This is a genomic window from Enterovibrio nigricans DSM 22720 (assembly GCF_900167155.1).
GTDB lineage: Bacteria > Pseudomonadota > Gammaproteobacteria > Enterobacterales > Vibrionaceae > Enterovibrio > Enterovibrio nigricans.
The window spans coordinates 107,865-133,182 of the sequence record NZ_FUXU01000006.1; the positions used below are offsets into that span (position 1 = coordinate 107,865).

At 46.2% G+C, this 25,318-nt stretch carries 22 protein-coding genes, 1 pseudogene and 1 riboswitch; of the genes and pseudogenes, 9 read left to right on the forward strand and 14 right to left on the reverse strand.

Features of this window, described 5'->3' with window-relative positions:
• Window positions 1-59 precede the first annotated feature (59 nt).
• Window positions 60-1,307: an NADP-dependent isocitrate dehydrogenase gene (icd, locus tag B5D35_RS04070; RefSeq protein ID WP_078751317.1), complete on the reverse strand. Its 1,248-nt coding sequence runs from the start codon at window positions 1,305-1,307 to the stop codon at window positions 60-62.
• A gap of 225 nt (window positions 1,308-1,532) precedes the next feature.
• Between icd and B5D35_RS04075 the strand changes: the two genes are divergently transcribed.
• The 6 genes from B5D35_RS04075 (at window position 1,533) to B5D35_RS04100 (ending at window position 7,950) form a co-directional block, all read left to right on the forward strand.
• Complete coding sequence (locus B5D35_RS04075) at window positions 1,533-2,189, forward strand: pseudouridine synthase (RefSeq protein ID WP_078751318.1); 657 nt, start codon at window positions 1,533-1,535, stop codon at window positions 2,187-2,189.
• An 85-nt stretch (window positions 2,190-2,274) separates the two neighbouring features.
• Window positions 2,275-3,387 (forward strand): tRNA 2-thiouridine(34) synthase MnmA, encoded by a 1,113-nt coding sequence (mnmA, locus tag B5D35_RS04080; RefSeq protein WP_078751319.1) that lies wholly within the window; start codon window positions 2,275-2,277, stop codon window positions 3,385-3,387.
• 13 nt (window positions 3,388-3,400) lie between these two features.
• Complete coding sequence (gene hflD / locus B5D35_RS04085; protein ID WP_078751320.1) at window positions 3,401-4,021, forward strand: high frequency lysogenization protein HflD; 621 nt, start codon at window positions 3,401-3,403, stop codon at window positions 4,019-4,021.
• Between the two features lie 21 nt (window positions 4,022-4,042).
• Window positions 4,043-5,413: an adenylosuccinate lyase gene (gene purB / locus B5D35_RS04090; protein ID WP_078751321.1), complete on the forward strand. Its 1,371-nt coding sequence runs from the start codon at window positions 4,043-4,045 to the stop codon at window positions 5,411-5,413.
• 138 nt (window positions 5,414-5,551) lie between these two features.
• Window positions 5,552-6,685 (forward strand): ribosomal protein uL16 3-hydroxylase, encoded by a 1,134-nt coding sequence (locus B5D35_RS04095; RefSeq protein WP_078751322.1) that lies wholly within the window; start codon window positions 5,552-5,554, stop codon window positions 6,683-6,685.
• A gap of 200 nt (window positions 6,686-6,885) precedes the next feature.
• Window positions 6,886-7,950: a permease gene (locus B5D35_RS04100; protein WP_078751323.1), complete on the forward strand. Its 1,065-nt coding sequence runs from the start codon at window positions 6,886-6,888 to the stop codon at window positions 7,948-7,950.
• Between the two features lie 44 nt (window positions 7,951-7,994).
• On the opposite strand, the gene oppF is transcribed toward B5D35_RS04100, so the two are convergent.
• The 6 genes from oppF to B5D35_RS24265 form a co-directional block, all read right to left on the reverse strand.
• Complete coding sequence (gene oppF, locus B5D35_RS04105; RefSeq protein ID WP_078751324.1) at window positions 7,995-8,990, reverse strand: murein tripeptide/oligopeptide ABC transporter ATP binding protein OppF; 996 nt, start codon at window positions 8,988-8,990, stop codon at window positions 7,995-7,997.
• Window positions 8,990-9,955, reverse strand: coding sequence for an ABC transporter ATP-binding protein (gene oppD / locus B5D35_RS04110; protein ID WP_078751325.1), 966 nt, complete (start codon window positions 9,953-9,955; stop codon window positions 8,990-8,992). Before oppD ends, oppF begins: the two co-directional genes overlap by 1 nt.
• A gap of 9 nt (window positions 9,956-9,964) precedes the next feature.
• Window positions 9,965-10,876, reverse strand: a complete 912-nt coding sequence (gene oppC / locus B5D35_RS04115; RefSeq protein WP_170915122.1) for an oligopeptide ABC transporter permease OppC — start codon at window positions 10,874-10,876, stop codon at window positions 9,965-9,967.
• Between the two features lie 13 nt (window positions 10,877-10,889).
• Entirely contained in the window at window positions 10,890-11,810 is a 921-nt protein-coding gene (gene oppB, locus B5D35_RS04120; protein ID WP_078751327.1) for an oligopeptide ABC transporter permease OppB, read from the reverse strand.
• Window positions 11,811-12,131: 321 nt separating this feature from the next.
• Window positions 12,132-13,790 carry an ABC transporter substrate-binding protein gene (locus B5D35_RS04130; protein WP_078751329.1) on the reverse strand — a complete coding sequence of 553 codons (1,659 nt, stop codon included), beginning with the start codon at window positions 13,788-13,790 and terminating at the stop codon, window positions 12,132-12,134.
• Between the two features lie 644 nt (window positions 13,791-14,434).
• Window positions 14,435-14,593 carry a hypothetical protein gene (locus B5D35_RS24265; RefSeq protein ID WP_170915121.1) on the reverse strand — a complete coding sequence of 53 codons (159 nt, stop codon included), beginning with the start codon at window positions 14,591-14,593 and terminating at the stop codon, window positions 14,435-14,437.
• Window positions 14,594-15,495: 902 nt separating this feature from the next.
• On the opposite strand from B5D35_RS24265, the gene B5D35_RS04135 reads away from it, so the two are divergent.
• Window positions 15,496-18,006 carry a glycosyl hydrolase family 18 protein gene (locus B5D35_RS04135; protein WP_078751330.1) on the forward strand — a complete coding sequence of 837 codons (2,511 nt, stop codon included), beginning with the start codon at window positions 15,496-15,498 and terminating at the stop codon, window positions 18,004-18,006.
• Between the two features lie 77 nt (window positions 18,007-18,083).
• On the opposite strand, the gene moaE is transcribed toward B5D35_RS04135, so the two are convergent.
• The 5 genes from moaE to moaA form a co-directional block, all read right to left on the reverse strand.
• Window positions 18,084-18,524: a molybdopterin synthase catalytic subunit MoaE gene (moaE, locus tag B5D35_RS04140; RefSeq protein ID WP_078751331.1), complete on the reverse strand. Its 441-nt coding sequence runs from the start codon at window positions 18,522-18,524 to the stop codon at window positions 18,084-18,086.
• A 2-nt stretch (window positions 18,525-18,526) separates the two neighbouring features.
• On the reverse strand, window positions 18,527-18,772 hold the full coding sequence (gene moaD / locus B5D35_RS04145) for a molybdopterin synthase sulfur carrier subunit (RefSeq protein WP_078751332.1): 246 nt from the start codon (window positions 18,770-18,772) through the stop codon (window positions 18,527-18,529).
• A complete protein-coding gene (moaC, locus tag B5D35_RS04150) occupies window positions 18,772-19,248 on the reverse strand; it encodes a cyclic pyranopterin monophosphate synthase MoaC (RefSeq protein WP_078751333.1) in 477 nt (158 codons plus the stop codon). Before moaC ends, moaD begins: the two co-directional genes overlap by 1 nt.
• Before the next feature lie 3 nt (window positions 19,249-19,251).
• Entirely contained in the window at window positions 19,252-19,764 is a 513-nt protein-coding gene (moaB, locus tag B5D35_RS04155) for a molybdenum cofactor biosynthesis protein B (RefSeq protein WP_078751334.1), read from the reverse strand.
• 38 nt (window positions 19,765-19,802) lie between these two features.
• Complete coding sequence (gene moaA, locus B5D35_RS04160) at window positions 19,803-20,783, reverse strand: GTP 3',8-cyclase MoaA (RefSeq protein WP_078751335.1); 981 nt, start codon at window positions 20,781-20,783, stop codon at window positions 19,803-19,805.
• A riboswitch (molybdenum cofactor riboswitch) is annotated at window positions 20,778-20,913 on the reverse strand. It overlaps the preceding gene by 6 nt.
• A 526-nt stretch (window positions 20,914-21,439) precedes the next feature.
• Here moaA and B5D35_RS04165 point away from each other — a divergent pair.
• On the forward strand, window positions 21,440-22,006 hold the full coding sequence (locus B5D35_RS04165; protein WP_078751336.1) for an LON peptidase substrate-binding domain-containing protein: 567 nt from the start codon (window positions 21,440-21,442) through the stop codon (window positions 22,004-22,006).
• 72 nt (window positions 22,007-22,078) lie between these two features.
• Here the strand turns inward: B5D35_RS04165 and B5D35_RS04170 are convergent.
• Window positions 22,079-23,283: pseudogene (locus B5D35_RS04170) on the reverse strand (acetyl-CoA C-acetyltransferase).
• Window positions 23,284-23,296: 13 nt separating this feature from the next.
• Complete coding sequence (locus B5D35_RS04175; protein WP_078751337.1) at window positions 23,297-24,031, reverse strand: beta-ketoacyl-ACP reductase; 735 nt, start codon at window positions 24,029-24,031, stop codon at window positions 23,297-23,299.
• A gap of 312 nt (window positions 24,032-24,343) precedes the next feature.
• On the opposite strand from B5D35_RS04175, the gene B5D35_RS04180 reads away from it, so the two are divergent.
• Window positions 24,344-25,285 carry a LysR family transcriptional regulator gene (locus B5D35_RS04180; protein ID WP_078751338.1) on the forward strand — a complete coding sequence of 314 codons (942 nt, stop codon included), beginning with the start codon at window positions 24,344-24,346 and terminating at the stop codon, window positions 25,283-25,285.
• The last annotated feature ends 33 nt before the right edge of the window (window positions 25,286-25,318 follow it).

Consider the following 25,318-nt stretch of genomic DNA (forward strand, 5'->3'; position numbering starts at 1 on the left):
ACAAAATACCAATAAAAAGCCCGGCGAATACCGCCGGGCTTTTTTGAAATTTAGAACATTTACATCTGTTCAATCATGTCTTGCGCAAACTCAGAACATTTACGCAGTGTTGCGCCATCCATCAGACGCTCAAAGTCATAGGTCACAGTCTTGTTGCTGATCGCTTTTTCCATTGAACTGATAATCAGGTCAGCCGCTTCAACCCACCCCATGTGACGCAGCATCATTTCAGCAGACAGAATCAATGAACCTGGGTTCACTTTGTCCTGACCCGCGTACTTAGGAGCTGTACCATGCGTTGCTTCAAACAGAGCAATACCGTCACCGATGTTTGCGCCCGGAGCAATACCAATACCACCCACTTGAGCTGCAAGCGCATCGGAAACATAGTCACCGTTCAGGTTCATTGTAGCGATAACATCGTATTCTGCTGGGCGAAGCAGGATTTGCTGCAGGAACGCATCGGCGATCACGTCTTTTATGATGATTTCTTTACCCGTGTTAGGGTTTTTCAATGTCATCCAAGGACCACCGTCCAGCAGCTCTGCGCCAAACTCTTCTTTTGCTACTTCATAGCCCCAATCTTTGAAAGCACCTTCGGTGAACTTCATGATGTTACCTTTATGAACCAGCGTCATTGAATCACGATCGTTGTCGATGGTGTATTGAATAGCAGCGCGGACAAGACGCTTAGTGCCTTGCTCAGAAACAGGCTTGATACCAATGCCACATTCTTCGTCAAAACGGATTTTCGTTGCACCCATTTCTTCTTTAAGGAATTTGATGACTTTGTCTGCTTCAGCAGTACCCGCTTTAAACTCAACACCCGCATAGATATCTTCTGAGTTTTCACGGTAGATAACCATGTCAGTTAGTTCAGGCTGTTTTAGAGGGCTTGGCACGCCTTCAAAATAACGAACAGGACGAGCACAGATATACAGATCCAGTTCTTGGCGTAGGGCAACGTTCAAAGAACGAATACCACCACCAACTGGTGTCGTCAGAGGGCCTTTAATTGAAACTTTGTAATCACGAATAAAATCCAGTGTTTCAGTTGGCAGCCATTGGTCTTCACCATAGACTTGCGTTGACTTCTCACCGGTATAGATTTCCATCCAGGAGATCTTACGGTCACCGCCGTAAGCTTTTTCAACTGCCGCATCTACAACCTTGATCATTGCAGGGCTAACATCAACACCAATGCCATCACCTTCAATGTACGGGATGATTGGATTATTAGGAACGACCAGTTTGCCGTTTTCTACTGCAATTTTCTCTCCGGCCGGTACGACTACTTTACTTTCCATTTAATTCTCCTAGCGTCCATTTTTTATTTTGCGCTTCACCAAACAGAGCAATTGTCTGTCATGCTGCGACTCAAATAACCTCTTGCTGTAGCACGTCAGGTAATTGTTCTGCTTGGTATAACATGCGGGCAAAAGAATACTGTAAATCCTGCAACACGCCAATCACATTATTCCATGTATAATACGGAGGTCTCATTTGTTAACTGACCTGATTGACACGAATTTATGACGTTTAAAACTGCACCTAAAAGAAACGCACATAAGTCGGCTTCAACGCCTAACTTTCGACGAACTTCACGTCGACGTACGGATAAACCTGCTCGCCCTAAAGGGCCAACTACGGTCATTCTATTCAATAAACCTTTCAACACCCTGACACAGTTCACGGGAGAGCCTGGCGATTCGACTTTGGCTGACTTCATCTCTGTTAAAGATGTCTACCCTGCAGGCCGCTTGGATAAAGACAGTGAAGGCTTATTGGTTCTAACAAACGATGGAATACTGCAAGCCCGCCTCACCCAACCACAATCAAAGTCTGCAAAAATCTACTGGGTACAAGTAGAAGGCATACCAAACGAAGAGGCGCTGAAGACACTCCGTGAAGGCGTAGAGCTTAATGACGGCTGGACGCTTCCGGCTGGCGCAGAAATCATGGATGCGCCAGACGTTTGGGATCGCAACCCACCTATTCGCCATCGACCGAGCGTGCCAACCACTTGGTTAGCGATTACGCTGACGGAAGGCCGTAATCGTCAAGTCCGTCGAATGACCGCCGCTGTTGGCCATCCAACACTACGCCTGATCCGGTATAAAACGGCAGACTGGACAGTCGAAGGTCTACTACCTGGTGAGTGGCGAGAAGTACCTGCGCCGAAACGATAAGATTGTGACCAATATATCATCTGTATCAGCGTAAATCTTTCTGTTAAACTCTGCCCCCGATTTAATTGGAACTAGATATTTCGTCATGTCAGATAACAGCAGCAAAAAAGTTATTGTCGGTATGTCCGGCGGCGTCGACTCCTCAGTGTCGGCTTACTTACTGAAGCAACAAGGCTATCAGGTAGAAGGCCTTTTCATGAAAAACTGGGAAGAAGATGATAACGACGAGTACTGTTCGGCAGCGGAAGATCTAGCCGATGCACAGGCCGTCTGTGACAAGTTGGGGATCCACTTGCACACCATCAACTTCGCCGCAGAGTATTGGGACAATGTGTTCGAACACTTTCTGACCGAATACAAAGCTGGCCGCACGTCAAATCCAGATATCTTGTGCAACAAGGAAATTAAATTCAAAGCATTCCTTGAGTTTGCCGATGAAGTACTTGAAGCAGACTACATTGCGATGGGTCACTACGTTCGTCGTACATTCCCAACGCAAGAAGGCGAAAAAGCACAGATGCTACGCGGTCTGGATACAAACAAAGACCAAAGCTACTTCTTGTACACATTGGGCCATGAACAAGTCGCTCGCAGCTTGTTCCCTGTTGGCGATCTGGAAAAACCGGAAGTACGCCGTATTGCAGAAGAACAAGATCTGATCACCGCGAAGAAGAAAGACTCTACCGGTATCTGTTTTATCGGTGAACGTAAATTTACAGATTTCTTGGCCAAATTCTTGCCTGCGCAGCCTGGTGTGATTGAAACCGTAGACGGTGAAGCGATTGGTGAACACCAAGGTTTGATGTACCACACGCTAGGTCAGCGCAAGGGTCTTCTTATTGGTGGTCAAAAAGGCGGAAACGGCAACGAAGCTCCTTGGTATGTGGTAGATAAAGATGTCGAGCGCAATGTGCTGATCGTCGCGCAAGGCAGTGATCATCCACGTCTTTTTTCAAATGGCCTGATTGCAGGACAGCTGCACTGGGTTGATCGTGAAACAATTACCGAACCATTGAAGTGCACCGTAAAAACGCGATACCGCCAGACCGACATATCATGTACCATCGAGCCCATTGATGGAGACCAGATCAAAGTCATCTTTGACGAACCGCAAGCTGCGGTTACCCCTGGTCAATCTGCGGTATTTTATAGCGGTGATGTCTGTCTAGGCGGCGGCATCATTGAGCAGCGTATTTAAGGAGCAATAATCAGTGGCTAATACTTTGTTTGATCGTACTATCGCATTCGCAAGTATCTGTCAGTCCGTTAAATTAGTGCAGGAAATAGCACGTTCAGGCAGCTGTGACCACGACGCGCTCAGTGCCAGTCTGAACAGTATTATCGTCACTAATCCAGCTTCTACTTTGGAGGTTTTCGGCAAAGAAGAAAACCTCACATTGGGGTTAACGACCCTTGTTAATGAATTGGATAACAGCCCGGGTGGCAGCGAGCTCACCCGTTATCTGATTAACCTACTGGCACTTGAACGTAAGCTCTCTGGTCGTCGCGACAGCCTTGCTCAGCTTGGCGACCGTATCGAGACTGTACAGCGTCAGATTCAACACTTTGACCTGCTTGATGATCAAATGATCAGCAATTTAGCCAGCATTTATCTGGATACCATCAGTCCATTGGGGCCGCGTATCCAGGTCACTGGTACACCTGCGCAATTGCAACAGACCGGCGTTCAGCACAAGGTTCGTGCGTTATTGCTGTCTGGCATTCGCAGTGCTGTGCTTTGGCGTCAGGTTGGCGGTAAACGCCGTCACCTTATCTTCGGCCGCAAGCAAATGATTGAGCAGGCCAAAATTATCCTAGCCCGAAATTCGTAATATTAATTCAGGAGAGAGCCCATGGAACTGTCAGCACTGACAGCTGTTTCACCGGTTGATGGCCGTTACGGGACGAAAACGATTGCGTTGCGTTCTATCTTCAGTGAGTTTGGTCTACTGAAGTACCGCACTATCGTCGAAATCCGTTGGCTGCAGAAACTGGCTGCAACAGATGCTATCAAGGAAGTACCGGCATTCAGCGCAGAAGCAAATGCACAGCTCGACAAAATCGCTGCAGAGTTCAGCGAAGCAGACGCAATGCGTATCAAAGACATCGAGCGTACAACCAACCACGACGTAAAAGCGGTTGAGTATTTCCTGAAAGAAAAAGTGGCTGACAATGCAGAACTGAACGCGGTTAACGAGTTCATTCACTTCGCATGTACCTCTGAAGACATCAACAACACGTCGCATGCTTTGATGCTAAAAGAAGCGCGTGACACTGTTATCCTGCCAGAAATTCGCAACGTTATTGATGCAATTAAAGCACTGTCAGTGGAATACCGCGAAGTACCGTTACTGTCTCGGACTCACGGTCAGCCTGCGTCTCCTTCTACCATGGGTAAAGAGATGGCAAACGTGGCGTACCGTATGGAGCGCCAATACAAACAAATCGAAAACGTTGAGATTCTAGCGAAAATCAACGGTGCTGTAGGTAACTATAACGCGCACATTTCTGCGTATCCAGACGTTGACTGGCATCAGTTCAGCGAAGCGTTCATTACTGAATCTTTGGGCGTTACGTGGAACCCGTACACCACGCAAATCGAACCACACGATTACATCGCAGAATTGTTCGATGCTATCGCGCGTTTCAACACCATTCTGATCGATTTTGATCGTGACGTTTGGGGCTACATTGCACTGGGTCACTTCAAGCAAAAAACCATTGCTGGCGAAATTGGTTCTTCAACCATGCCACACAAAGTTAACCCAATTGACTTCGAAAACTCGGAAGGAAATCTGGGCTTGGCAAATGCAATGTTTTCTCACCTTGCTCAGAAACTGCCAATCTCTCGCTGGCAGCGTGACCTGACGGACTCTACCGTTTTGCGTAACCTAGGTGTGGGCGTAGGCTATGCAATCATCGCATACACATCTACCCTGAAAGGCATCAGCAAGCTGGAAGTTAACCAAGCTGCACTGGAAGCTGAATTGGACAAAAACTGGGAAGTACTGGCTGAGCCAGTACAAACGGTTATGCGTCGTTACGGCATTGAAAAGCCTTACGAGAAGCTGAAAGAACTGACGCGTGGTAAACGTGTAGATGGTGAAGGCATGCGCGCATTTATCGACGGCCTTGAACTGCCAGAGCACGAGAAAGCCCGTCTGAAAGAAATGACACCAGCAAACTACATCGGTGATGCCATCAAGCTTACTGATATGCTTTAAGCGTTTCTGATTAAAAATAAAAGCCCGGTTCGCCGGGTTTTTTATTGCCTTAAAAACTGCCAATTCTCGCTGAAAACTGCATATTACGGTGGTTTACGGTTATACTCTCCCCCACTTTCAAGTAACCGCGTTACCTCTATGTATCAGTTAAATTTCGACCTGAACGAGTTCCTCACCCGTTTCTGGCATAAAGAACCTGTTGTCATCAAAAGCGGCTTCGTCGACTTCGAAGACCCAATCAGTCCTGATGAAGTGGCAGGTTTGGCGATGGAAGAAGAGATCGATTCTCGCTTCGTTGCCAACCAAGATGGAGAATGGCAGGTTCAGCACGGTCCGTTTGAAAGCTTTGAGAGCTTCCCAGACACACACTCACAGCTCATCGTGCAAGCCGCAAACCATTGGCACCCAGGACTCAGAGCGTTCGTAGAACCTTTCCGAGGTCTGCCAAACTGGCTATTCGATGACGTCATGATCTGTCTATCAATGCCCGAAGGTGGTGTAGGTCCCCACATCGACCAATACGATGTATTTATCTGTCAGGGGATGGGTAAACGTCGCTGGCGCGTCGGCGATAAAGGTGAATACAAAGATGCCAATCACCATACAGGCTTGCGTCAAATCGAAGGTTTCGACCCTATCATTGACGAAATTCTTGAACCAGGTGACATCCTGTATATTCCACCGGGTTTCCCACATGAAGGTAACACCATTGATGTGTCGCTAAGCTATTCGATTGGCTACCGCTCGCCGAAGAAGCAAGAGCTTCTGAATGGCTACGCAGACTACGTTATCTCTAACGATAAAGGTGATATTCACTATCACAATCCTGAACTCCAGACTCGTGATGAGCACGGCATGATCCCGAAAGCCGAATACAATGCGCTGAATGATATGCTGATGAAACTCATCAATGACGATGAAGCAAAAGCGCGTTGGATGGGAGAGCAACTCAGTACCTCTCGCCATGAGCTAGACATCATGGCCGCCGATCCACCTTGGCAATCAGACGAGCTTCAACAATTCCTTGAAGACGGTCTGTTTCTTGAAAAAGTGTCGGGCATGAAAGCCCTTTACCACGAAAATAACCCAGGCGTTGTTTTCATTAATGGTGAGACCATCGAACTGCCAGAAGGCTGCGAGATATTCGGCAAAGTACTGTGTGATTTTGAAGATTTCTCTATCGATGAGTTGGGTCCTTTGGCCAGTAATCCTGCGGTTTTGGCTCTGCTACTCGATCTTTGCAACCAAGGTTTGTGGTACCCACAAGCATAGCGGTTGCCAAGACCCACATTTTTGTGCCACGGACATAAAATTTTCAATAAAAAGCCTTCTTCAAAGAAGGCTTTTTTATCAATGAGATAAACTGCCTTTTTCTTATTATTTCTGGAATTCCGGAAATATGGTATTGACGCCATCCTACTTCGTCTTTATATTTCGATAAAAATAGAAATATAATTTTCTAGAGGTTTATGATGTCACCAGAGTTCATCACCATGTTAAAAGAGGCAGCGAACATGTTTGCCTTCCTCGCTGTCGAGCTAACTATCTTGTTTCTTGCTATCAGCTACCTTGTAGGCATTTTGCAGGAGTACATTACGCCCGAAAAAATTCAATCAATCCTGAGTTCAAGAAACGGAAAAGGCTATTTCGTTGCAGCACTGCTTGGCTCTATCACGCCGTTTTGCTCATGCTCAACAATCCCTTTCTTGAAGGGACTGCTGCGCGCCCGGGCTGGCTTTGGCCCAATGATGGTGTTCTTGTTCGCCAGTCCATTGCTTAACCCTGTCATCATCGGTTTATTCGTAGTGACCTTTGGTGTAGATGTGGCAGTGTTCTACTTCGCCGTTGCAATGTCAGTCTCGGTTATCAGTGGCTATGCACTTGAGAAATTAGGCTTTGAGAGATATGTACGTAAAGAAGCTTACGAAACCACAGCGTCACCTTCCGGTTGCAGCACGTCATGTGGTGAAAAAGTGGAGAAAGTGGAAAAGACATCTTGCAGCGAAGAGAAACCAGCACCAGTCACCTCATGCTGTGAGGCGAAACCTGAACCTGTGTCTTGCTGCGCAACTGCAGAAGTGGATGTGAACGCGAACGGTCAAGCAAGCATGGCAGTGAAAGAAGAAAGCCGGTGGGTACGTGTATGGCGCTCAACATGGAAAGACTTTAAACAAGTGCTGCCTTACTTGTTGCTGGGTATCTCTGTGGGTTCATTCATCTATGGTTTTATCCCAACCGACTTGATCGCAAAATACGCTGGCGAGGCAACATGGTATGCGATTCCTGTAGCAGCAATCATTGGTATTCCGTTATACATTCGCGCTGAAGCAGTGATTCCTTTGAGTGCCGCTTTAGTTAAAAAAGGGATGGCGATGGGATCGGTAATGGCACTGATCATTGGTAGTGCTGGCGCGAGTTTGACGGAAGTGATTTTGCTGAAATCCTTGTTTAAAAACCAGATGATTGCAGCATTTCTCATCGTCATTCTTGGTATGGCAATGGCGGCGGGATTTTTATACACATCTATATTTGGATAACGTGTAAATGAAGGAAAGGCAGGGGATCCCCTGCCTTTACTCGTTTAAACGTGTACTTGGATACACGAAACGGCATGGTGATCCGTCCCTTTTAAACGCGGTTTTTCTTCGGAACAATTCACTGTCGCTTGTGGACAGCGGGTCCTGAATACACATCCAGATGGCGGATTCATTGGCGACGGCAGTTCCCCTTCAAGCAGCTGAATCGTTTTACTGCGTTCTAACCTTGGATCGGGGATAGGAACCGCTGACATCAGCGCCTTGGTATACGGGTGTATGGGATTGTCGAAGAGCGCTTTCCCTTCAGCCAACTCTACCGCCGTACCCAAATACATCACCAGTACACGATCTGAGATGTGTTTTACAACAGAAAGGTCATGAGCAATAAATATCAGACTCAGGCCCATTTCTTTTTGCAACTCTTTCAGCAGGTTCACTACTTGCGCCTGAATTGACACATCAAGAGCAGATACCGGTTCATCACAGATCACCAGTTTCGGTTTTAGGATCAGCGCACGCGCAATACCAATACGCTGACATTGACCGCCAGAAAACTCATGTGGATAGCGGTTTATCACGTTTGGCAGCAGGCCAACACGCGTCATCATGGCCTGTACTTCTTTTTTAACTTCTTCCTTCGACAATTCCGGATAGAAAGTCTTCAGAGGTTCGGCAATGATGTCTCCCACCGTCATTCGCGGATTTAGCGACGCCAAAGGGTCCTGAAAAATCATTTGGATTTCTTTACGTTTTTCACGCATGGATTTGGCATCGAGCGCCGTAAGATCATCACCCAGCCAAACAACACGGCCTTCTGTCGCCTCAACTAAACCAATCAAAGCGCGGGCAAATGTCGATTTACCACAACCAGACTCACCCACCACTCCCAACGTTTCGCCTTCATAGAGCTTGATGTTTACACCATCAACCGCTTTCAGCACACCAGGCTTAGCCCATGGCCACATCGACGTTGACGCGATGTTAAAGTGAACTTTTAAATCTTTAATATCCAGCAGAAGCTTCTTTTCTACAGCACTCATTACCAAGCCTCCACATTAGAAAAACATGCGCGCAAACGTCCATCTTCATAGGGCACCAGAATCGGAGATTCACGCTTACATTTGTCACTCACTCTGTGGCAACGATCTTGATATGGACAGCCCGGAGGTAGTTTCAATAGGTTAGGCGGGTTCCCCGGGATCGTTGGCAATACTTCACCTTCCGTATCCAAGCGCGGAATGGCTTTCAGCAAACCTTCGGTGTAAGGATGGCTCGGCGTATAGAAAATCTCATCGACCTTGCCGTACTCCATGGTACAACCCGCGTACATTACCAGTACTTTGTCACAAGACCCCGCCACCACACCCAAGTCGTGCGTGATCATAATAATTGCAGTGTTGAATTCCGATTTCAGCTCATTCAACAACTCCATAATTTGAGCCTGAACGGTAACGTCCAGTGCTGTTGTTGGTTCATCTGCAATCAACAGCTTCGGTCTACACAACAATGCCATTGCAATCATGACTCGCTGACGCATACCACCCGAGAATTCATGCGGATACATGGTGATACGTTTACGCGCTTCTGGGATTTTCACTGCTTCCAGCATACGCACGGACTCTTCAAACGCTTCAGCCTTTCCCATGCCTTTGTGTAGCATCAGCACTTCCATCAACTGGTCACAGACTTTCATGAAAGGGTTGAGTGAGGTCATTGGGTCTTGGAAAATCATCGCAATCTGTTCCGCACGGATTTTATTGAGTTCTTTTTCCGGCAGATTGAGGATTTCGCGACCTTCAAACTTGGCACTTCCAGACACAATGCCGTTTTTCGCTAACAGACCCATGATAGAAAATACGGTCTGACTTTTACCTGAACCTGACTCACCCACAATACCCAGTGTTTCACCACTATTGAGGGAAAAGTTCAAATCATTCACTGCAGTTACTAACCCATCCTGAGTTTTAAACTCTACACGCAGATCTTTAACATCTAATAGGCCCATACTTCCTCCTTATCGATCCTTCGGATCCAGCGCATCACGCAACCCGTCACCCACATAGTTAAAACACAGCAATGTGGTCACCATAAACAAGGTTGGAAAAGCCAACTGCCAAATCGCTAGTTCCATCGTCTGAGAGCCTTCTTGAAGTAAAGCTCCCCAACTTGTCATCGGCTCTTGAACGCCAAGTCCCAAGAAGCTAAGGAACGATTCGATCAAAATCATACTGGGTATTAGAAGGGTCGAATAAACCGCCACAATACCCAATACATTTGGCACAATATGACGAAGAATAATATTTTTTGTACTCACGCCACTTACGTGTGCCGCTTCAATAAACTCTTTGTTACGCAAACTCAATGTTTGCCCGCGAACAATTCGCGCCATATCCAGCCAGGCGATGGCACCAATCGCTACAAAAATCAGCGCAATGTTTCTACCAAAGAATGTCACCAAGACGATAACAAGAAACATAAACGGGATGGCGTTAAGAATTTCCAAAATACGCATCATGACACGGTCAGTTTTTCCGCCGATATAGCCAGAAGTTGCACCGTAGACCGTACCAATAAGTACCGCCACAAATGCGCCCATCAAGCCTACCATCAATGAAATTTGTCCACCTATCAGGGTACGTACGTACAAATCTCGTCCCAACGCATCGGTACCAAACACATGCCCTTCTTCACCAAATGATGGTGCTGCATGCATCGCATACCAATCGGTATCATCAAATACATACGTCGCGAACATTGGACCAATGATGACCCAAGCCGTAATACCGACCAAAATCAGCAAGCTGGTCATCGCTGCTTTGTTACGCATAAAACGAATACGCGCATCTTGCCAAAGGCTTCTGCCCTCAACTTCTAACTGGTTGGAGAAATTGTCGAGAGCTTCGTTATTTTCTTCTCTTTTCAACAGCATAATTTAAACCTCAATAACGAATCTTCGGATCCAACCACGCCAATAAAATATCGACGATCGCGTTGAAAATAATAAACAGCGCTCCAATGAGAATGGTGATCCCCATAACCAGCGAATAATCGCGGTTGAAAGCAGCATTGACGAACAATTTGCCAATACCCGGTAATCCAAAAATGGTTTCGATAACGACTGAGCCCGTAATAATACCCACGAATGCCGGCCCCATATAAGAAACCACAGGCAGCATCGCTGGGCGCAAAGCATGCTTAACCACGATGTAATGCATGCTTAGGCCTTTTGCCTTTGCTGTTCGAATGAAATTACTGTTCAACGTTTCAATCATGCTTCCGCGTGTAATACGCGCAAACGTCGCTATATAAAGGAATGACATTGCCAATATTGGCAAAATCATGTATTCAATGGCGCCGCCATTCCAACCACCTGCAGGTAACCAGCCAAGACCAATAGAGAAGATGTATATCAAAACGGGGGCAAGCACGAATGAGGGCAGTACAACGCCAAACATAGATGTCGACATCACTAAATAGTCCAGCCAACTGTTTTGCCGCAGCGCGGCCACCGTACCAATCGTCACGCCGAGAACCACGGTCAAGATAAAGGCATAAAAGCCTACTTTTGCAGAAACAGGCAACGCGGCACCAACCAGTTCGTTAACCGTATAATCCTTATACTTAAACGAAGGGCCAAAATCGCCTTGAAGAACATTGCCTAAGTAAGTCGTGTATTGTTCGTGTAGAGGTTTATCCAGTCCGTACTTGGCATTGATGTTTTGCATTACCTCTGGGGGTAAAGGTTTTTCAGAAGAAAATGGGTTTCCCGGTGCAAAACGCATCAAGAAAAATGAAATCGTAATCAATACCAACAAGGTTGGTATTGCTTCCAGTGTACGAGTAAAAATCAATCTAAACATAAAAGCATCCTACTTATACTCAAACGGTGCCAAAAATAAGGCTTCCGTGCATATTTTTTGGGTTTATTTCAACGTGTGGGATTGAAGGCCTGGCGGGCGAATACGACATACCGCAATGCCGGACAAACGCGCCCAACGGGAGGATTTCAAACGTTCAATTCGGCACCAACCATCATCGAAATGGCATGCCATTCTTCCGATGCTTTTCGTGATTTGAACAACTTAAAATCACTCTTAACCCAGATTTTTAAAGGGATTGAGTATATGTTCCTGAAACATGCGCTTGTGACAATTTCACAAGCGCATGGAATATCCCTCTAATTATTGTGCTGTGAGGTACAAGTCTTTTGAGTAGATATTATCTTGCGGGTTTTTATCAGGGTAGCCACCTACATCCGTACCAACCAATCGAGGCTGGACGTATTGGAAGATAGGGGCAATAGGCATGTCTTGGGCTAATTGCGCTTCAGCAATAGCGTAGAAACCATTTCGCTCTTCGTCAGTTTTCGCAACTTTGGCTGCATCATGCATAGCTTTGTCGAAAATTGCACTGGAGTATTTTTGGTCGTTGTTGCCGTTGTTGGTCATGGCAATTGCCAAGAAAGAAGACGCTTCGTTGTAGTCCGCACACCAGCCAGCGCGGCGAACATCGAAGTTACCTTGCTTGCTATTATCCAAGTAGGTTTTCCACTCTTGGTTTTCAAGCGTAACGTTCACATACCCACCCAATGATTTTTTCCACATGGATTGGATAGCAACCGCTGTCTTTTTATGGTTTTCGCTGGTGTTATAAAGCAAGGTGAAATCAAGTGGATTACCCGGGCCAAAACCAGCCTCAGACAATAGCTCTTTCGCTTCTTCTACACGTTGTTTCTGTGTCAGACCAGCATACTCTGGTGCAGCAGGAGAGAAACCGGTAATTCCGCTGTGAGTCAACGCATACGCAGGTGTCTGACCTTGTCCCCAGATAGCATTTGACACGATGTCACGATCAATGGAGTAAGACAGTGCTTTTCGTATGCGTGCATCATCAAACGGTGCTTTTTGCGTATTGAAGCCGTAGTAGTAAGTACACAGGTTTGGCGAAACTACTACGTTTTCTGGATACTGCTTTTTCAGACGACGGAACTGCTCGTTTGGCACTTCATAAGTAATGTCGATTTCACCAGACAAAAAGCGATTCATTTCCGCATTCTGATTTTCGATTGGCAGGAAAGTCACTTTGTCGATAACAGTGTCTTTGTTATCCCAGTAGTTTTCGTTACGCTCAAGCACGATTTTCTCATTGACGACCCAATCAGTCAGCTTGAATGCACCATTACTGATAAAGTTGCCCGGCTTCGTCCATGAATCACCATGCTTTTCAACTGTCGCTTTATGAACTGGGTACATGGTGGTATGGGCCATCATTTTAACAAAATATGGCAGCGGTACTTCAGTCTCAACAACCAGCGTATGATCATCAATGGCTTTTACACCCAATTCATCAACGGACTTTTTCGCAGAGATTATATCTTTTGCACCCTTCATCTGGGTCTTTTCGATATACCAGGCGTAAGGTGAGGCTGTCGCAGGATCAACGGCACGTTTAAAGCTGTATTCAAAATCTTGGGCCGTGACAGGATCGCCATTTGACCATTTCGCATATTTGCGTATTTTGAATGTAAAAGTTTGATTGTCGTCGGTTGACCAAGACTCCGCAATACCCGGAATCGTATTACCAAGAGCATCTTGAATAACGAGGCCTTCCATCAGGTCACGAAGAACGTGAGACTCAGGTACACCTTCAACTTTATGAGGGTCAAGAGTGGCAACTTCGGTGCCGTTACCACGAACCAGCTCTTGTACTGGAGCCAGTTTTACACCAGCAGGCACTTCTGCTGCAGTAGCCGTCATTGAAGCCGTGGCGAGGGCCATACCAGCACCCATCAACAGTGCCTGATATACATGCAGATACTCCAAATTATCTCTTAAATGCATCCATGGCACCCCCCGAAGATGAAACAATGATGCTTTCCTAAGCAGTCATCTCTTCTGAAATTTTGTTTCACGACGGAGAATTATTTGGAACATTACCAATCATCAAAGCAATTTGCCACAAAAACGAAATAAAAAGTCACAAATACCCAACTAATTACCATAATCTGGAACATATAACCGGATAGGAATATTTGTATGGATTCTTGAACTACTGGATGACAATATGAAAGCTAATTATCGCAGAATATATCAATATAGTTTAATAAGTGAGCATGATGAGCTGTTAAAATACAGAACGATCGCAAAACATATTAGATTTGCTTAATTAACCAGTAGTTAACATTTGGTTTGTTGCGTTTTTATGCATAACATTTCTTTTAACAGTCGAGCGCTTGTTTTGGGATTCATCTCAGATAACGGTAGACAAATGGTATATCGTTTACAGTCGCACATGGAGCTAAAACTCAGAAAATAAAGATTATATTCACAGTCTGTTTTTATTGGTCAGTAAAAAGAAGAATGTCATTAATACGATGCGAACCATCGAATATATTTCTGGCTCAATGACTATTAATGCAGAACATAAAGAAAGGTATTAAGCGAGAGCGGCCAGAGAAAACTCTAGCCGACAAGACCGTTAATGTTTATTTTTGCTGATCGTCTAATGGCAATCCAGATTGTTTTGATGGCTTGCTCTCTTTTCCTTCAACCAAAGAGTCATCTTTCCCATTTTGGATATCGTCTGGCAGAACTTCTTGCAACATTTGCTTCATCTTTTTATTACTAATGCGTCTATGTCCCATCTTCATCCTCCTGATAGTCGGTAATTTGAAGGCACAGAATGCTCGCTTGTGGCTCCTCTAAGCGGTACTAACCAATATCACTCCCCCTGTGTTGCCAGTATAAAAGCGTTGTGTTGAGTGAGTAGCGAATTGTGTTAGTCAATTCAGTCTAGCAAAGCCATTCTTTGAATATGCCCCACATTTGACACAATGAGAACGTGCACACATATCCCTGCAACACCGCCGAACCACAAAACATCATGATTTTTAATAACCTATTGTTATAAAAAAAATCCTATTTAGATTATCTTATTCACATTCACATTATTGATTCATTTTCAATTGAGATTAGTTGGTTTTTTGCGCAGTATATCTCTTGTGCCGATGTAACAAAGCAGTAAGCAGTGATAGGCCGCAGAGGACAAAGGCGCAAAAATCCCAAATTTACAAAATCAATAATGAGACGATCATAGAAAATGAGACCTGCAGGTTCAGTATCCAGACCTCTGTGCTCACGAGTCCGACACGGCTTTATTCCCAATGCCGGGAAGAAACATCACCAGGCAAACGAAGAAAAAGCAAAAGGTTAACGTTGAAACACAGTCCATAAAACTAAGTGGCCTTTCGGTAACGAGAGGCCACTTTTTTTCCATCAATAAGCACTTAACAACCCAAAAATGTTTCAGATCACATACATAATTTATTTAGCATAATAACTTTCAATTTTGTGAAGTATTGTTCAAAAAACAACCGCAATGTAACGATGTTGTTAATTTTATCCTTCTCCCACTTCAAATTCCAAAGCACAATATTTTGCTTATTTTCCAATTTACTACAACTATCTAGACAGAGCTGGCACAGATCAACTCACATTCACACGATGAATAGATAATTCGCGATTTAAATTTTTGAAGGATATTAAGATGAACAACAAAGCTTTTCTCAGAGGGCTCATCGCTGCCGCTGTGTCCGTAGGGGGTTCATTCCCTGCGCTCGCAGCACCTGGGGCGCCCGTCATCTCATGGATGGAAACAAATTTCTCCATCATCGAAGTGAACGACGCAGCCACTGCGTACAAAGATCTCGTTACAGTAAAACCTTATGCAGAAGTGCCGGTGGCATGGGATCGCTGGTCTGGTGAACCAGCAGACTCTTGGCGAGTATTGCTCAATGGAGTAACGGTGCATGAAGCTGCCTTAACACCCTCTGCGAGTCAAAAGGAATCGACCATTCTACAGGTCACTAAAGGTGGCCAATACGATATGGTCGTGGAGCTGTGTAGCGGAACTGGCACATCACAAGCATGTACACCAAGTGCACCTACGCCCATTGTTGTTGCCGACACTGATGGTAGCCACCTCGACCCACTTCCTATGAATGTGGACCCAAACAATGGTAACTACACCACACCAGCCAACACTGTGGTTGGTGCCTATTTTGTTGAGTGGGGTGTTTATGGGCGCGAATTCCCTGTTGATAAAATCCCGGCCCAAAACCTAACCCACATCATCTACGGCTTCATCCCCATTTGTGGCAACAACCCATCACTGGCAGATGGCCCTCTTGCAGCTCTTAATCGCGCCTGTGTTGGCACACAAGATTACGAAGTTGTCATTCACGATCCTTGGGCTGCGGTTCAAATGCCACACGCTCAATCAGGTCAGACCCATTCGTCTTCATATAAAGGAACGTATGGTCAGATCATGGCACTCAAACAACGCTATCCTGATCTGAAAATCTTGCCATCCATAGGCGGCTGGACACTGTCTGACCCTTTCTATGAGTTTGGCGACAAAGTAAAACGAGACACGTTTGTCGCATCAGTGAAGACATTCCTTCAAACCTGGAAATTCTATGATGGTGTAGATATCGACTGGGAATACCCCGGCGGTCAAGGCTCGAATCCTAACTTAGGAAACCCGGCGACCGATGGCGACACATACGCCCTATTAATGCAAGACCTCCGCGCAATGCTTGATTCGCTATCTGCCGAAACAGGACGCACCTACGAACTGACTTCAGCAGTTGGCGTCGGATACGACAAAATTGAAGACGTAAACTACGTTGATGCTGTCCCTTACATGGACTACATCTTCGCGATGTCGTATGACTATTACGGTGGCTGGAGCAACGAAGTCGGCCATCAGGCTGCATTGAATTGCGGCACACATTTGTCAGCTGATCAATGCGCAGGAACGGGACTAGATGAAAATGGCGAGCCGCGCAAGGGACCTGCCTACACCACAACTAACGGTGTAAACCTACTTCTCGCTAAAGGCGTTCCGCCTGAAAAACTCGTGATTGGTGCAGCAATGTACGGTCGCGGATGGACCGGCGTAACCGAAGCGAGCATGTCCGATCCTACAAACCCAATGACAGGTGTCGGTAACGGTATGGTTGCTGGCTCATGGGAAGACGGCGTCATCGACTATAAAGACATTGTTACTAAGTACGAAAACAACGCTAGGGTCGTAACCGGATATGACGCACAAGCAGAAGCACCTTGGGCATGGGATCCAGCAAATGGTGATCTTGTAACCTACGACAATAAACGTTCAGTGATGGCGAAAGGTGCCTATGTTCGTCAAAACAACTTTGCAGGCTTGTTCGCTTGGGAAATCGATGCCGATAACGGTGATATCCTAAACGCAATGCAAGAGTCATTGGCTGACGACCCACCACCACCTGGAAATAAAGCGCCGCGTGCTAACGCAGGAGCGGACGTTACCGTTAACACAGCAACCGCTGTAGCCTTGGACGGCAGCAACTCCACAGACTCAGATGGCCAGATTGTCAGTTATGCTTGGACACAAGCCAGCGGCCCTAGTGTGGCTCTAACTGGCACAAATTCTGCAACAGCATCGGCAGCCATTCCGGCGATGTCAGTAGATACACAGTACGTATTTACCTTGACGGTCACTGACAACAAAGGCGCAACAGCTCAAGACTCCGTTGTGGTCACGGCTAAAGCACCAAACACCGGCAATACTGCACCTGTTGCGCAAATTTCTGCGCCAGCATCTGCAGCCGCTGGGACTGTCGTACTGGTTGATGCAAGTGCTTCAAGTGATGCGGACAACGATACGCTGACGTACACGTGGGATGTGCCCGCAGGTGTTACCGCTAACATCAGCGGCGCCAGCCTGACATTCGAGGCCGGTAGCTACAATGTTGATACTAACCTTACCTTCACTGTGACAGTGTCTGATGGTCAGCTTCAGAGCAGTGCGTCTGTTAGCGTATTGATTGAGAAAGATGCGCCTGTTGTGACGTGTCCAAACGCATGGTTAGCGGGTGAAATCTATAACTCTGGCGATGTCGTAACACACAATGGTATAGAGTACTCTGCTAAATGGTGGACAACCAATGAAGAACCCGGCACCACAGGTCAATGGGGTGTATGGAAGGAACTTGGCACAGCAACATGTCAGTAAGCTATTAAGCTAACTCACTCAGCTGGAATACAAAAAGGGATGCGAATTCGCATCCCTTTTCTTTTATCTGTAAGGCGTTACCAGCGTTTGGCGGCGTCTTGATCACTCTCGCGAGCTTCAACCCAACGCTCATCATCAACAAGTCTTTCCTTTTTCCAGAAAGGTGCACGTGTTTTCAGATAATCCATCACAAACTCGCAAGCCTCAAATGCCGCGTTACGGTGAGCACTCGATACGCCAACAAACACAATTTGATCACCGATACCCAATACACCCACGCGATGAATAACGCGGATATAGGTCAGCGGCCACCGTGATTTAGCCTGTTCACAGATATCTGTCAGCGATCTTTCCGTCATGCCTGGGTAATGTTCTAAGGTCAAACCGGTGACATTGTCACCAAGGTTCATGTCTCGTACTTTACCCACAAAGGTCACGATCGCCCCATCACCTGCAAAATCATTCAATTTTGCGTATTCCTCTGCGACCGAGAAATCTTCGTGTTGGACTGAGATCATCATCAACCTCCTGTGACTGGCGGGAAGAACGCAACCTCATCGCCCGCTTTAACAGACGCAGATAACTCTGAAATAGTTTGGTTTATCGCAACCAAAAGCTTGCCGGATTCCAAAGCCAACGCCCACTTATCGCCATTGGTAACCAAATGTGCGCGGATGTCTTCAGCAGTTGCAAAGTCACCGTCTAACGTTAGTGAACCCGTGCCTACTAACTCTTTAACTTGCGCAAAAAAGAGAACCTGAATCATTATTCCACCTTAAAGTGACCGGACTTTCCGCCTGTTTTTTCTAGCAAACGAACCTGACCAATGACCATGTCTTTTTGCACGGCTTTACACATATCGTAAATGGTAAGTGCAGCAACAGACGCTGCCGTTAATGCTTCCATTTCAACACCTGTTTTACCCGTCAGCTTACACAGTGACTCAATACGAACCTGTGATGTTTCCGGTAGCGCTTCCAAGGACACTTCAACTTTAGACAGCATCAAAGGGTGGCATAATGGGATCAGATCCCAAGTACGTTTTGCCGCCTGAATACCTGCAATCCGCGCAGTCGCAAATACATCACCTTTGTGATGCTTGCCTGAAACGATCAGCTCAAGGGTTTCCGGCGCCATATCAATGTATGCCTCAGCTCTTGCTTCACGTACCGTTTCAGCTTTGCCAGAAACGTCGACCATGTTCGCTTCACCCGAAGCGTTGATGTGTGTAAAACCACTCATCAATTAGTTACCTAGATGTGGCATGAAATTACATGGACGGTGGCTTGCATCTAACTGCTGCTTGATGATACCAGTCCAACCTGTGCGACACGCACCAGTTGAACCCGGCATAGCAAAAATGACAGTGTGGTTAGCAAAGCCCGCAACTGCACGTGACTGAATGGTCGACGTACCAATCTCTTGGAAAGAAATTGCACGGAACAATTCGCCAAAACCTTCCACTTCTTTGTCAAACAGAGGTTTCAATGCTTCTGGCGTGCTATCGCGAGATGTGAAACCCGTACCGCCAGTGATCATCACAGCTTGTACATTTTCATCCGCAATCCACTGTGAAACAACAGCGCGGATTTTGTAAACGTCATCAATGACGATTTGCTTGTCAGCCAGTGTATGACCCGCTTCCGTCAGCGCATCAACCAAAAATTTGCCTGATGTATCATTGTCTTCAGTGCGCGTATCAGAAACAGTCAAAACGGCAATTTTTGCTGGCGCAAACTCAGTGACAGCGTGACCCATAAAAGTAAACCTCAATGAATTTTGTTTGGTAATCGGCGTTAACCGCCAATGGAGGCCAGATGCGGCGTCATGCCGGTATGACCTTGATCTAAGAAATGACTTTGTTTCTTATCTGCAAGCTGCCCTTGAATTCGCGCCACCAGCGCCTTTTCCTGAGCATCATCTTGCAATAAATCGCGTAACTCCACGCCATAGTCACCGAATAAACACATGTGCAGTTTACCCAGCGCAGAGACACGAAGACGATTACACGAGTCACAGAAATCTTTTTTGTAAGGCATGATGAGACCAATCTCACCCTGATACTCTGGGTGACAAAACACCTCAGCAGGTCCATCGCTTTTGCCTCGGACCTTCACCAGCCAGCCATTTGCTATAAGGTGGTTTCGGATAGACACACCAGAGACATGATGGCGCTCAAACAAGGAATCCATTTCCCCCGTCTGCATCAACTCGATAAAACGAAGTTGAATCGGCTTGTCTTTTATCCAATTCAGAAATGCAGGTAGTTCGCCACTATTAAGGTCCTTTAACAGTACCGCGTTGACTTTAACCTGCTCAAACCCCGCATCAAAAGCAGCATTAATTCCGCGCATCACAAGGTCGAATTTATTCTCACCCGTGATTTGATGAAACATGCGAGGGTCTAAGCTATCGACGCTGACATTAATGTTGGTCAAACCCGCCTCTCTCCATTGCTTCGCATTTTTTTCAAGACGGTAGCCATTGGTTGTCATGGCGATTTTTTCAATGCCGTCCTGCTCTGCAATCATAGAGAGAATGTCAGTAAAATCTTTGCGTAGCGACGGCTCACCGCCAGTAATACGAACTTTGGACGTACCACAATGCGCAAACGCCGAAACCACACGGCGCAGTTCATCGACCGAGAGGAAACCGGAGTTTTTATGGGTCGGCTTGTAACCATCCGGTAAGCAGTATGTACATCGGAAGTTACAAACATCTGTAATAGACAAGCGCAAGTAATAAAACTTGCGATGGTAGGAATCTTCAAATTGCATTGCTACGAAACACCTTTCCAAATACGGGAGACGACCACATTTCTATGAGCGCCCTGGTGACGGTATGTCACGGCCTATTTCCCCTATTCTTTCGAACTTAGCAAAATAGGCTTCGGAGTTACTAATACTCGTGATTTGCAAAGCTTGTAGGACAACGAGCACTAATGTGAATTTAGCAAAATTCACGTGCAACAAACAAGGAATTGTCAGTAATTTTGCGACTAAATAGACATCGACGCAACTTTTTCGCCACTATCTCAAAACACAAACAGATCTCAAGACCAACATTCGAGCACAATTCGACAGATATCACTACGTCGATGACAAACCTGATTCGAAACAATGTGCATTTTTATCGGCAAGAGCATGCAAATCGCTCTATGCTCAGTAAAAGTAGCGATTGTCGTATTTGACGGATTCTCGAAATGAGGCGTTTTTGCAAATTCAAATTGCAAATTGCAATGAAAGCGTAAAAAAGCCTGCAAATCCGTCATGAAAATTAGGCATCGTATTTGCAGTAGTGATTGCACAGTAGGGTATCTAAAGCTGTCCCTAATTTATCAGGACAACAATAAGGCAGCAGCTCGAAAGGCAAACTATTCAAATATCGCCTTTGATTTCAGGTTACTGCTCTTTACGACAACTGGGAGCTCACTATGACTATGACATTGCCGATTCTTTTCAACAATCGTCATATTCTCCCCTCGGGACGACTACCACTAAGAGTGGCACCGGGGACACAATTGACGACAGTAAAATACGCCATGAGGAATGGCTTAGACATCGGCGTGTGTATGGATGAAACAAGTCCAATCGGTGCTGGTATTGGCACCCGCGTTTCGATTGAGGACTTCAGCCTAAGTTTTGATGATGGCTCATTGACGATCACCGTAAGTGGCCATGAGAGCTTTATCATCGATAGCGTTATCGATAATGACGAAAATATTATCGTGGCAACGTGCCAAACATTGCCTTCTTGGCCAAAGCAAGAAGTCAACACAGACTCGGCCCCCTTGGCTGAGCGCCTGCAAATTATGTTTGAGCGATATCCAGAACTCAGCTCGTTACACGCTCGCCCCCACTTTGACAACTTAACGTGGCTTTGCCAGCGTTGGCTCGAACTCCTTCCTCTCCCGGCTAGCGAGAAGCAAGTATTGATGGCCGCTAATTCGTGCAGAAATACCGCTGAGTACTTACTTAGCTTGATGAAAGACCCGCATTAATCGCGAATACAACCGTAAAAAACACCCCCCGTAATGTGCGGGGGTTGTTTAGGTTCCGAAATACCATAGCACTCAGAGTTTTTTGATCACAATGGCCGTTCCCATACCGCCACCAATACATAGTGATGCCAAACCATACGAAACAGAACGCTTTTCCATTTCATAGATAAGGGTGGTAAGAATTCGCCCACCCGATGCCCCCAAAGGGTGCCCTAATGCAATGGCACCGCCATTAACGTTAGTTTTGTCGTCAAACCATGACATGGGCAAATCGTATTTATCGCTGAGTCCACGCATTACTCCCAAAGCTTGGGCAGCGAACGCTTCGTTCAGCTCAAGCAACTCCATATCCGCTAACGTCATATTAGCTCTGGAAAGCGCTTGTTGGATTGCAGGAACAGGACCGAGCCCCATGTAGGCAGGGTCTAAACCACCCTGGCCATAACTGATAATCTCAGCGATAGGTTTTAAATTGTGCTCTGCTACCGCTTTCTCTGAAGCCACAACAAAAGCTACCCCCCATCATTGATGCCTGATGCATTCCCCGCCGTTACACTACCTTCTCGTTTAAAGGCAGGTCGGAGAGCAGATAACGTCTCTAAAGACGCGTCATGACGCGGGTATTCATCTGTTCCAAACGCCACTCTGGTTTTGCGTTGGTGAACGTCGACGGGGACTATTTCATCAGCGAATCTATGCTTGCTGATAGCGTCAACGGCGCGCTGCTGACTGCGAAGCGCAAACGCATCTTGCTCCTTTCTTGAAATCCCGTATTTCTCGGCCACATTTTCCGCGGTAATACCCATGTGATACTGATTAAATGCATCAGTCAGCCCATCGTGAATCATGGTATCAACAAGCTGCTGATTCCCCATTTTGCTACCGAAGCGATTGTTGGCACTGACCAAAAAAGGCGTGCTCGACATGTTTTCCATTCCCGCGGCAACAACAATGTCTGCATCACCAGCTTTAATCTTGGTCGCCGCTTCCATGACCGTTTTCATTCCACTGCCACAGATCATATTCAGTGTGAAAGCCGGAACAGAGTCAGGCACGTCGGCAAATTTTGCCGCTTGTCTGCCCGGTCCCATGCCTTGCCCTGCCCCCAACACATTGCCGACCACCACTTCGTCGATCAACGCTGGGGAAACTTTGGCTTGGCCAAGTGCGGCACGAATCGCGTGCCCACCCAATTCAAAAGCGGGTACAAGTGACAACGTGCCACCAAAACTACCGACAGCGGTGCGCTTAGCACCAACAATATATACTTTGCTCATTTCGATCCCTCGATTAAATGACCAAACCACCGTCAATCTTCAGTGTTTGACCCGTAATAAAACTCGCTCTATCACTGGCTAAGAAAAGTACGCCATCCGCGATATCTTGAGGCTTACCCATACGACCAAGCGGTGTTTTTGATTTCATGTGCTCAAGCACTTTTTCAGGGAAATCAACCGTCATCGGCGTTTCGATGAAGCCTGGGGCAACGCAATTTGCACGCACCTGTGCGCCTTTGCGGGAGAACTCTTTCGCCCAGCCCTTTGTCATCGCAATCACACCGCCCTTCGTCGCACCATAATTGCTCTGGCCAATGTTGCCGTCAGTCCCTACAACGGAAGACATGGTAATAATAGACCCCGCGCCGTTTTCAATCATGGCAGGTGCAACAGCCTGCGTCATATTGAACACACCTTTCAAATTCACGTTGATCACCAAGTCCCAGTCATCCTCGCTCATACGGTCTAACAGGTTATCTCGCGTGATACCCGCATTGTTAACGAGCACATCAATGGTTCCATGCTCTGCACGGATATCCTCAACCAGCATTCGGATTGCCTCACGATCACATACGTTTAGCTGTTTAATACGAACATTGGCATACGTTGATTGTAATGATTCCGCCGCGTCGGCATTCATGTCGCAGGCATAAACCATTGCGGCATTTTGGCGCGCAAACGTCTCAACGATACAGCGACCAATCCCCTGAGCACCGCCAGTAACAATACAGATTTTGTTTGAAAGCATGGGTTTCACCTTATTCGGAGTAATGAAGTAAAGCTATGTCTTGGCATAGTTAGAATTATTCTTCGTGATACTTTCATTCTAGGAATCAAGAAGCAGTTTGTAGACCACTTTCAAAAGGAAACACTATTGCAAATTTAGGACAATCAAACATTGCTCATTTATTGGAATACCGTTAAACACGGTGTGAATGATCACTGTTTTGAAAGAATATTTGATATGGATTGACGATTTGTTTGGTCGACGTTCTGCAAGCGTACACTGTGGTGTATAAAACCTATTGCACGATATATGCAACAATCAAGGTATCTCAGCATGCTAGACAAAATTGTGTACTTTCTACATGTCGTTCGTACAGGCTCGTTTAGCTTGGCAGCGAAACAATATGGTATTTCTGCCTCAGCCGGCAGTCGCTGGATCATTGAGCTGGAAGAAAGTATGGGGATCAGCCTTTTAAAGCGTTCAACACGCAAAGTGGTACCTACGCAAGCAGGGCTCAGACTCTACGAGCGTTTTAATCGAGTGAACAGTGAAATTGATGATATTTTCACAGAGATTCAAAACCTTGGTAACGACGACAGAGGCATCATCAGAATAGCCTCAACCCCTTTATTTGCACGAGACTTTCTCGGACAGATCGTTGGTGAGTATCTACAAGAACACCCCCATGTCACTTTTCGCGTGATCGAAACCGCCCATGAAGCTGACCACCTCGATGAGATCGACTTTGCGATTCGTGCCAGTGCGGTTTATCAAGGGTTTCAGGAAAAAGACAGCCTGCTCGTCAAACGGTCACTACTGAAATACCCACTGATGGCCTGTTGCTCTCCGGGCTATATCGATAAATATGGTCAACCCGAATTACCTGATGACCTTCGCCGTCACAATTGCCTTTATGCATCGACATTGGTTGGCGGTAGCAAATGGGTGTTTGAACGTGACGGTGAAATGACCACCGTCAATATTTCCCAAACCGTAGAAGTAGAAGATAGCCAGTTCATTAAAACCGTGTCTGTCAATGGTGGTGGTATTGCTTACTTACCTGTTCGCTTAATTGAATCAGAGCTAAAGAACGGGACTCTCATTCCTGTATTGAAGGAATATACCAACAGCGACTTTGAATACAGCTTGTATTACCGACCTCGCAGGCAGATGCCAATTAGATGTCTGAACTTTAAGGATTACTTAATCCGACGAGTACGCGAAATGGCTTTGTTGCTTAAATCGATGGAACTAAATCTAGAAGCTACGATCTGATCGGCTACACCCATCAATCGTCGTAGTCTCATG

Coding starts and splice junctions, on each gene's coding strand:
- mnmA (WP_078751319.1), top strand. CDS start 2,275: ATGTCAGATAACAGCAGCAAAAAAGTTATTGTCGGTATGTCCGGCGGC.
- B5D35_RS04100 (WP_078751323.1), top strand. CDS start 6,886: ATGTCACCAGAGTTCATCACCATGTTAAAAGAGGCAGCGAACATGTTT.
- B5D35_RS04165 (WP_078751336.1), top strand. CDS start 21,440: ATGACTATGACATTGCCGATTCTTTTCAACAATCGTCATATTCTCCCC.
- oppD (WP_078751325.1), bottom strand. CDS start 9,955: ATGGGCCTATTAGATGTTAAAGATCTGCGTGTAGAGTTTAAAACTCAG.
- icd (WP_078751317.1), bottom strand. CDS start 1,307: ATGGAAAGTAAAGTAGTCGTACCGGCCGGAGAGAAAATTGCAGTAGAA.
- moaA (WP_078751335.1), bottom strand. CDS start 20,783: ATGCAATTTGAAGATTCCTACCATCGCAAGTTTTATTACTTGCGCTTG.
- B5D35_RS04135 (WP_078751330.1), top strand. CDS start 15,496: ATGAACAACAAAGCTTTTCTCAGAGGGCTCATCGCTGCCGCTGTGTCC.
- moaE (WP_078751331.1), bottom strand. CDS start 18,524: ATGATCTCAGTCCAACACGAAGATTTCTCGGTCGCAGAGGAATACGCA.
- moaC (WP_078751333.1), bottom strand. CDS start 19,248: ATGAGTGGTTTTACACACATCAACGCTTCGGGTGAAGCGAACATGGTC.
- moaB (WP_078751334.1), bottom strand. CDS start 19,764: ATGGGTCACGCTGTCACTGAGTTTGCGCCAGCAAAAATTGCCGTTTTG.
- oppB (WP_078751327.1), bottom strand. CDS start 11,810: ATGTTTAGATTGATTTTTACTCGTACACTGGAAGCAATACCAACCTTG.
- B5D35_RS04180 (WP_078751338.1), top strand. CDS start 24,344: ATGCTAGACAAAATTGTGTACTTTCTACATGTCGTTCGTACAGGCTCG.
- purB (WP_078751321.1), top strand. CDS start 4,043: ATGGAACTGTCAGCACTGACAGCTGTTTCACCGGTTGATGGCCGTTAC.
- moaD (WP_078751332.1), bottom strand. CDS start 18,772: ATGATTCAGGTTCTCTTTTTTGCGCAAGTTAAAGAGTTAGTAGGCACG.
- B5D35_RS04175 (WP_078751337.1), bottom strand. CDS start 24,031: ATGCTTTCAAACAAAATCTGTATTGTTACTGGCGGTGCTCAGGGGATT.
- B5D35_RS04130 (WP_078751329.1), bottom strand. CDS start 13,790: ATGCATTTAAGAGATAATTTGGAGTATCTGCATGTATATCAGGCACTG.
- B5D35_RS04075 (WP_078751318.1), top strand. CDS start 1,533: ATGACGTTTAAAACTGCACCTAAAAGAAACGCACATAAGTCGGCTTCA.
- B5D35_RS24265 (WP_170915121.1), bottom strand. CDS start 14,593: ATGGGACATAGACGCATTAGTAATAAAAAGATGAAGCAAATGTTGCAA.
- B5D35_RS04095 (WP_078751322.1), top strand. CDS start 5,552: ATGTATCAGTTAAATTTCGACCTGAACGAGTTCCTCACCCGTTTCTGG.
- oppF (WP_078751324.1), bottom strand. CDS start 8,990: ATGAGTGCTGTAGAAAAGAAGCTTCTGCTGGATATTAAAGATTTAAAA.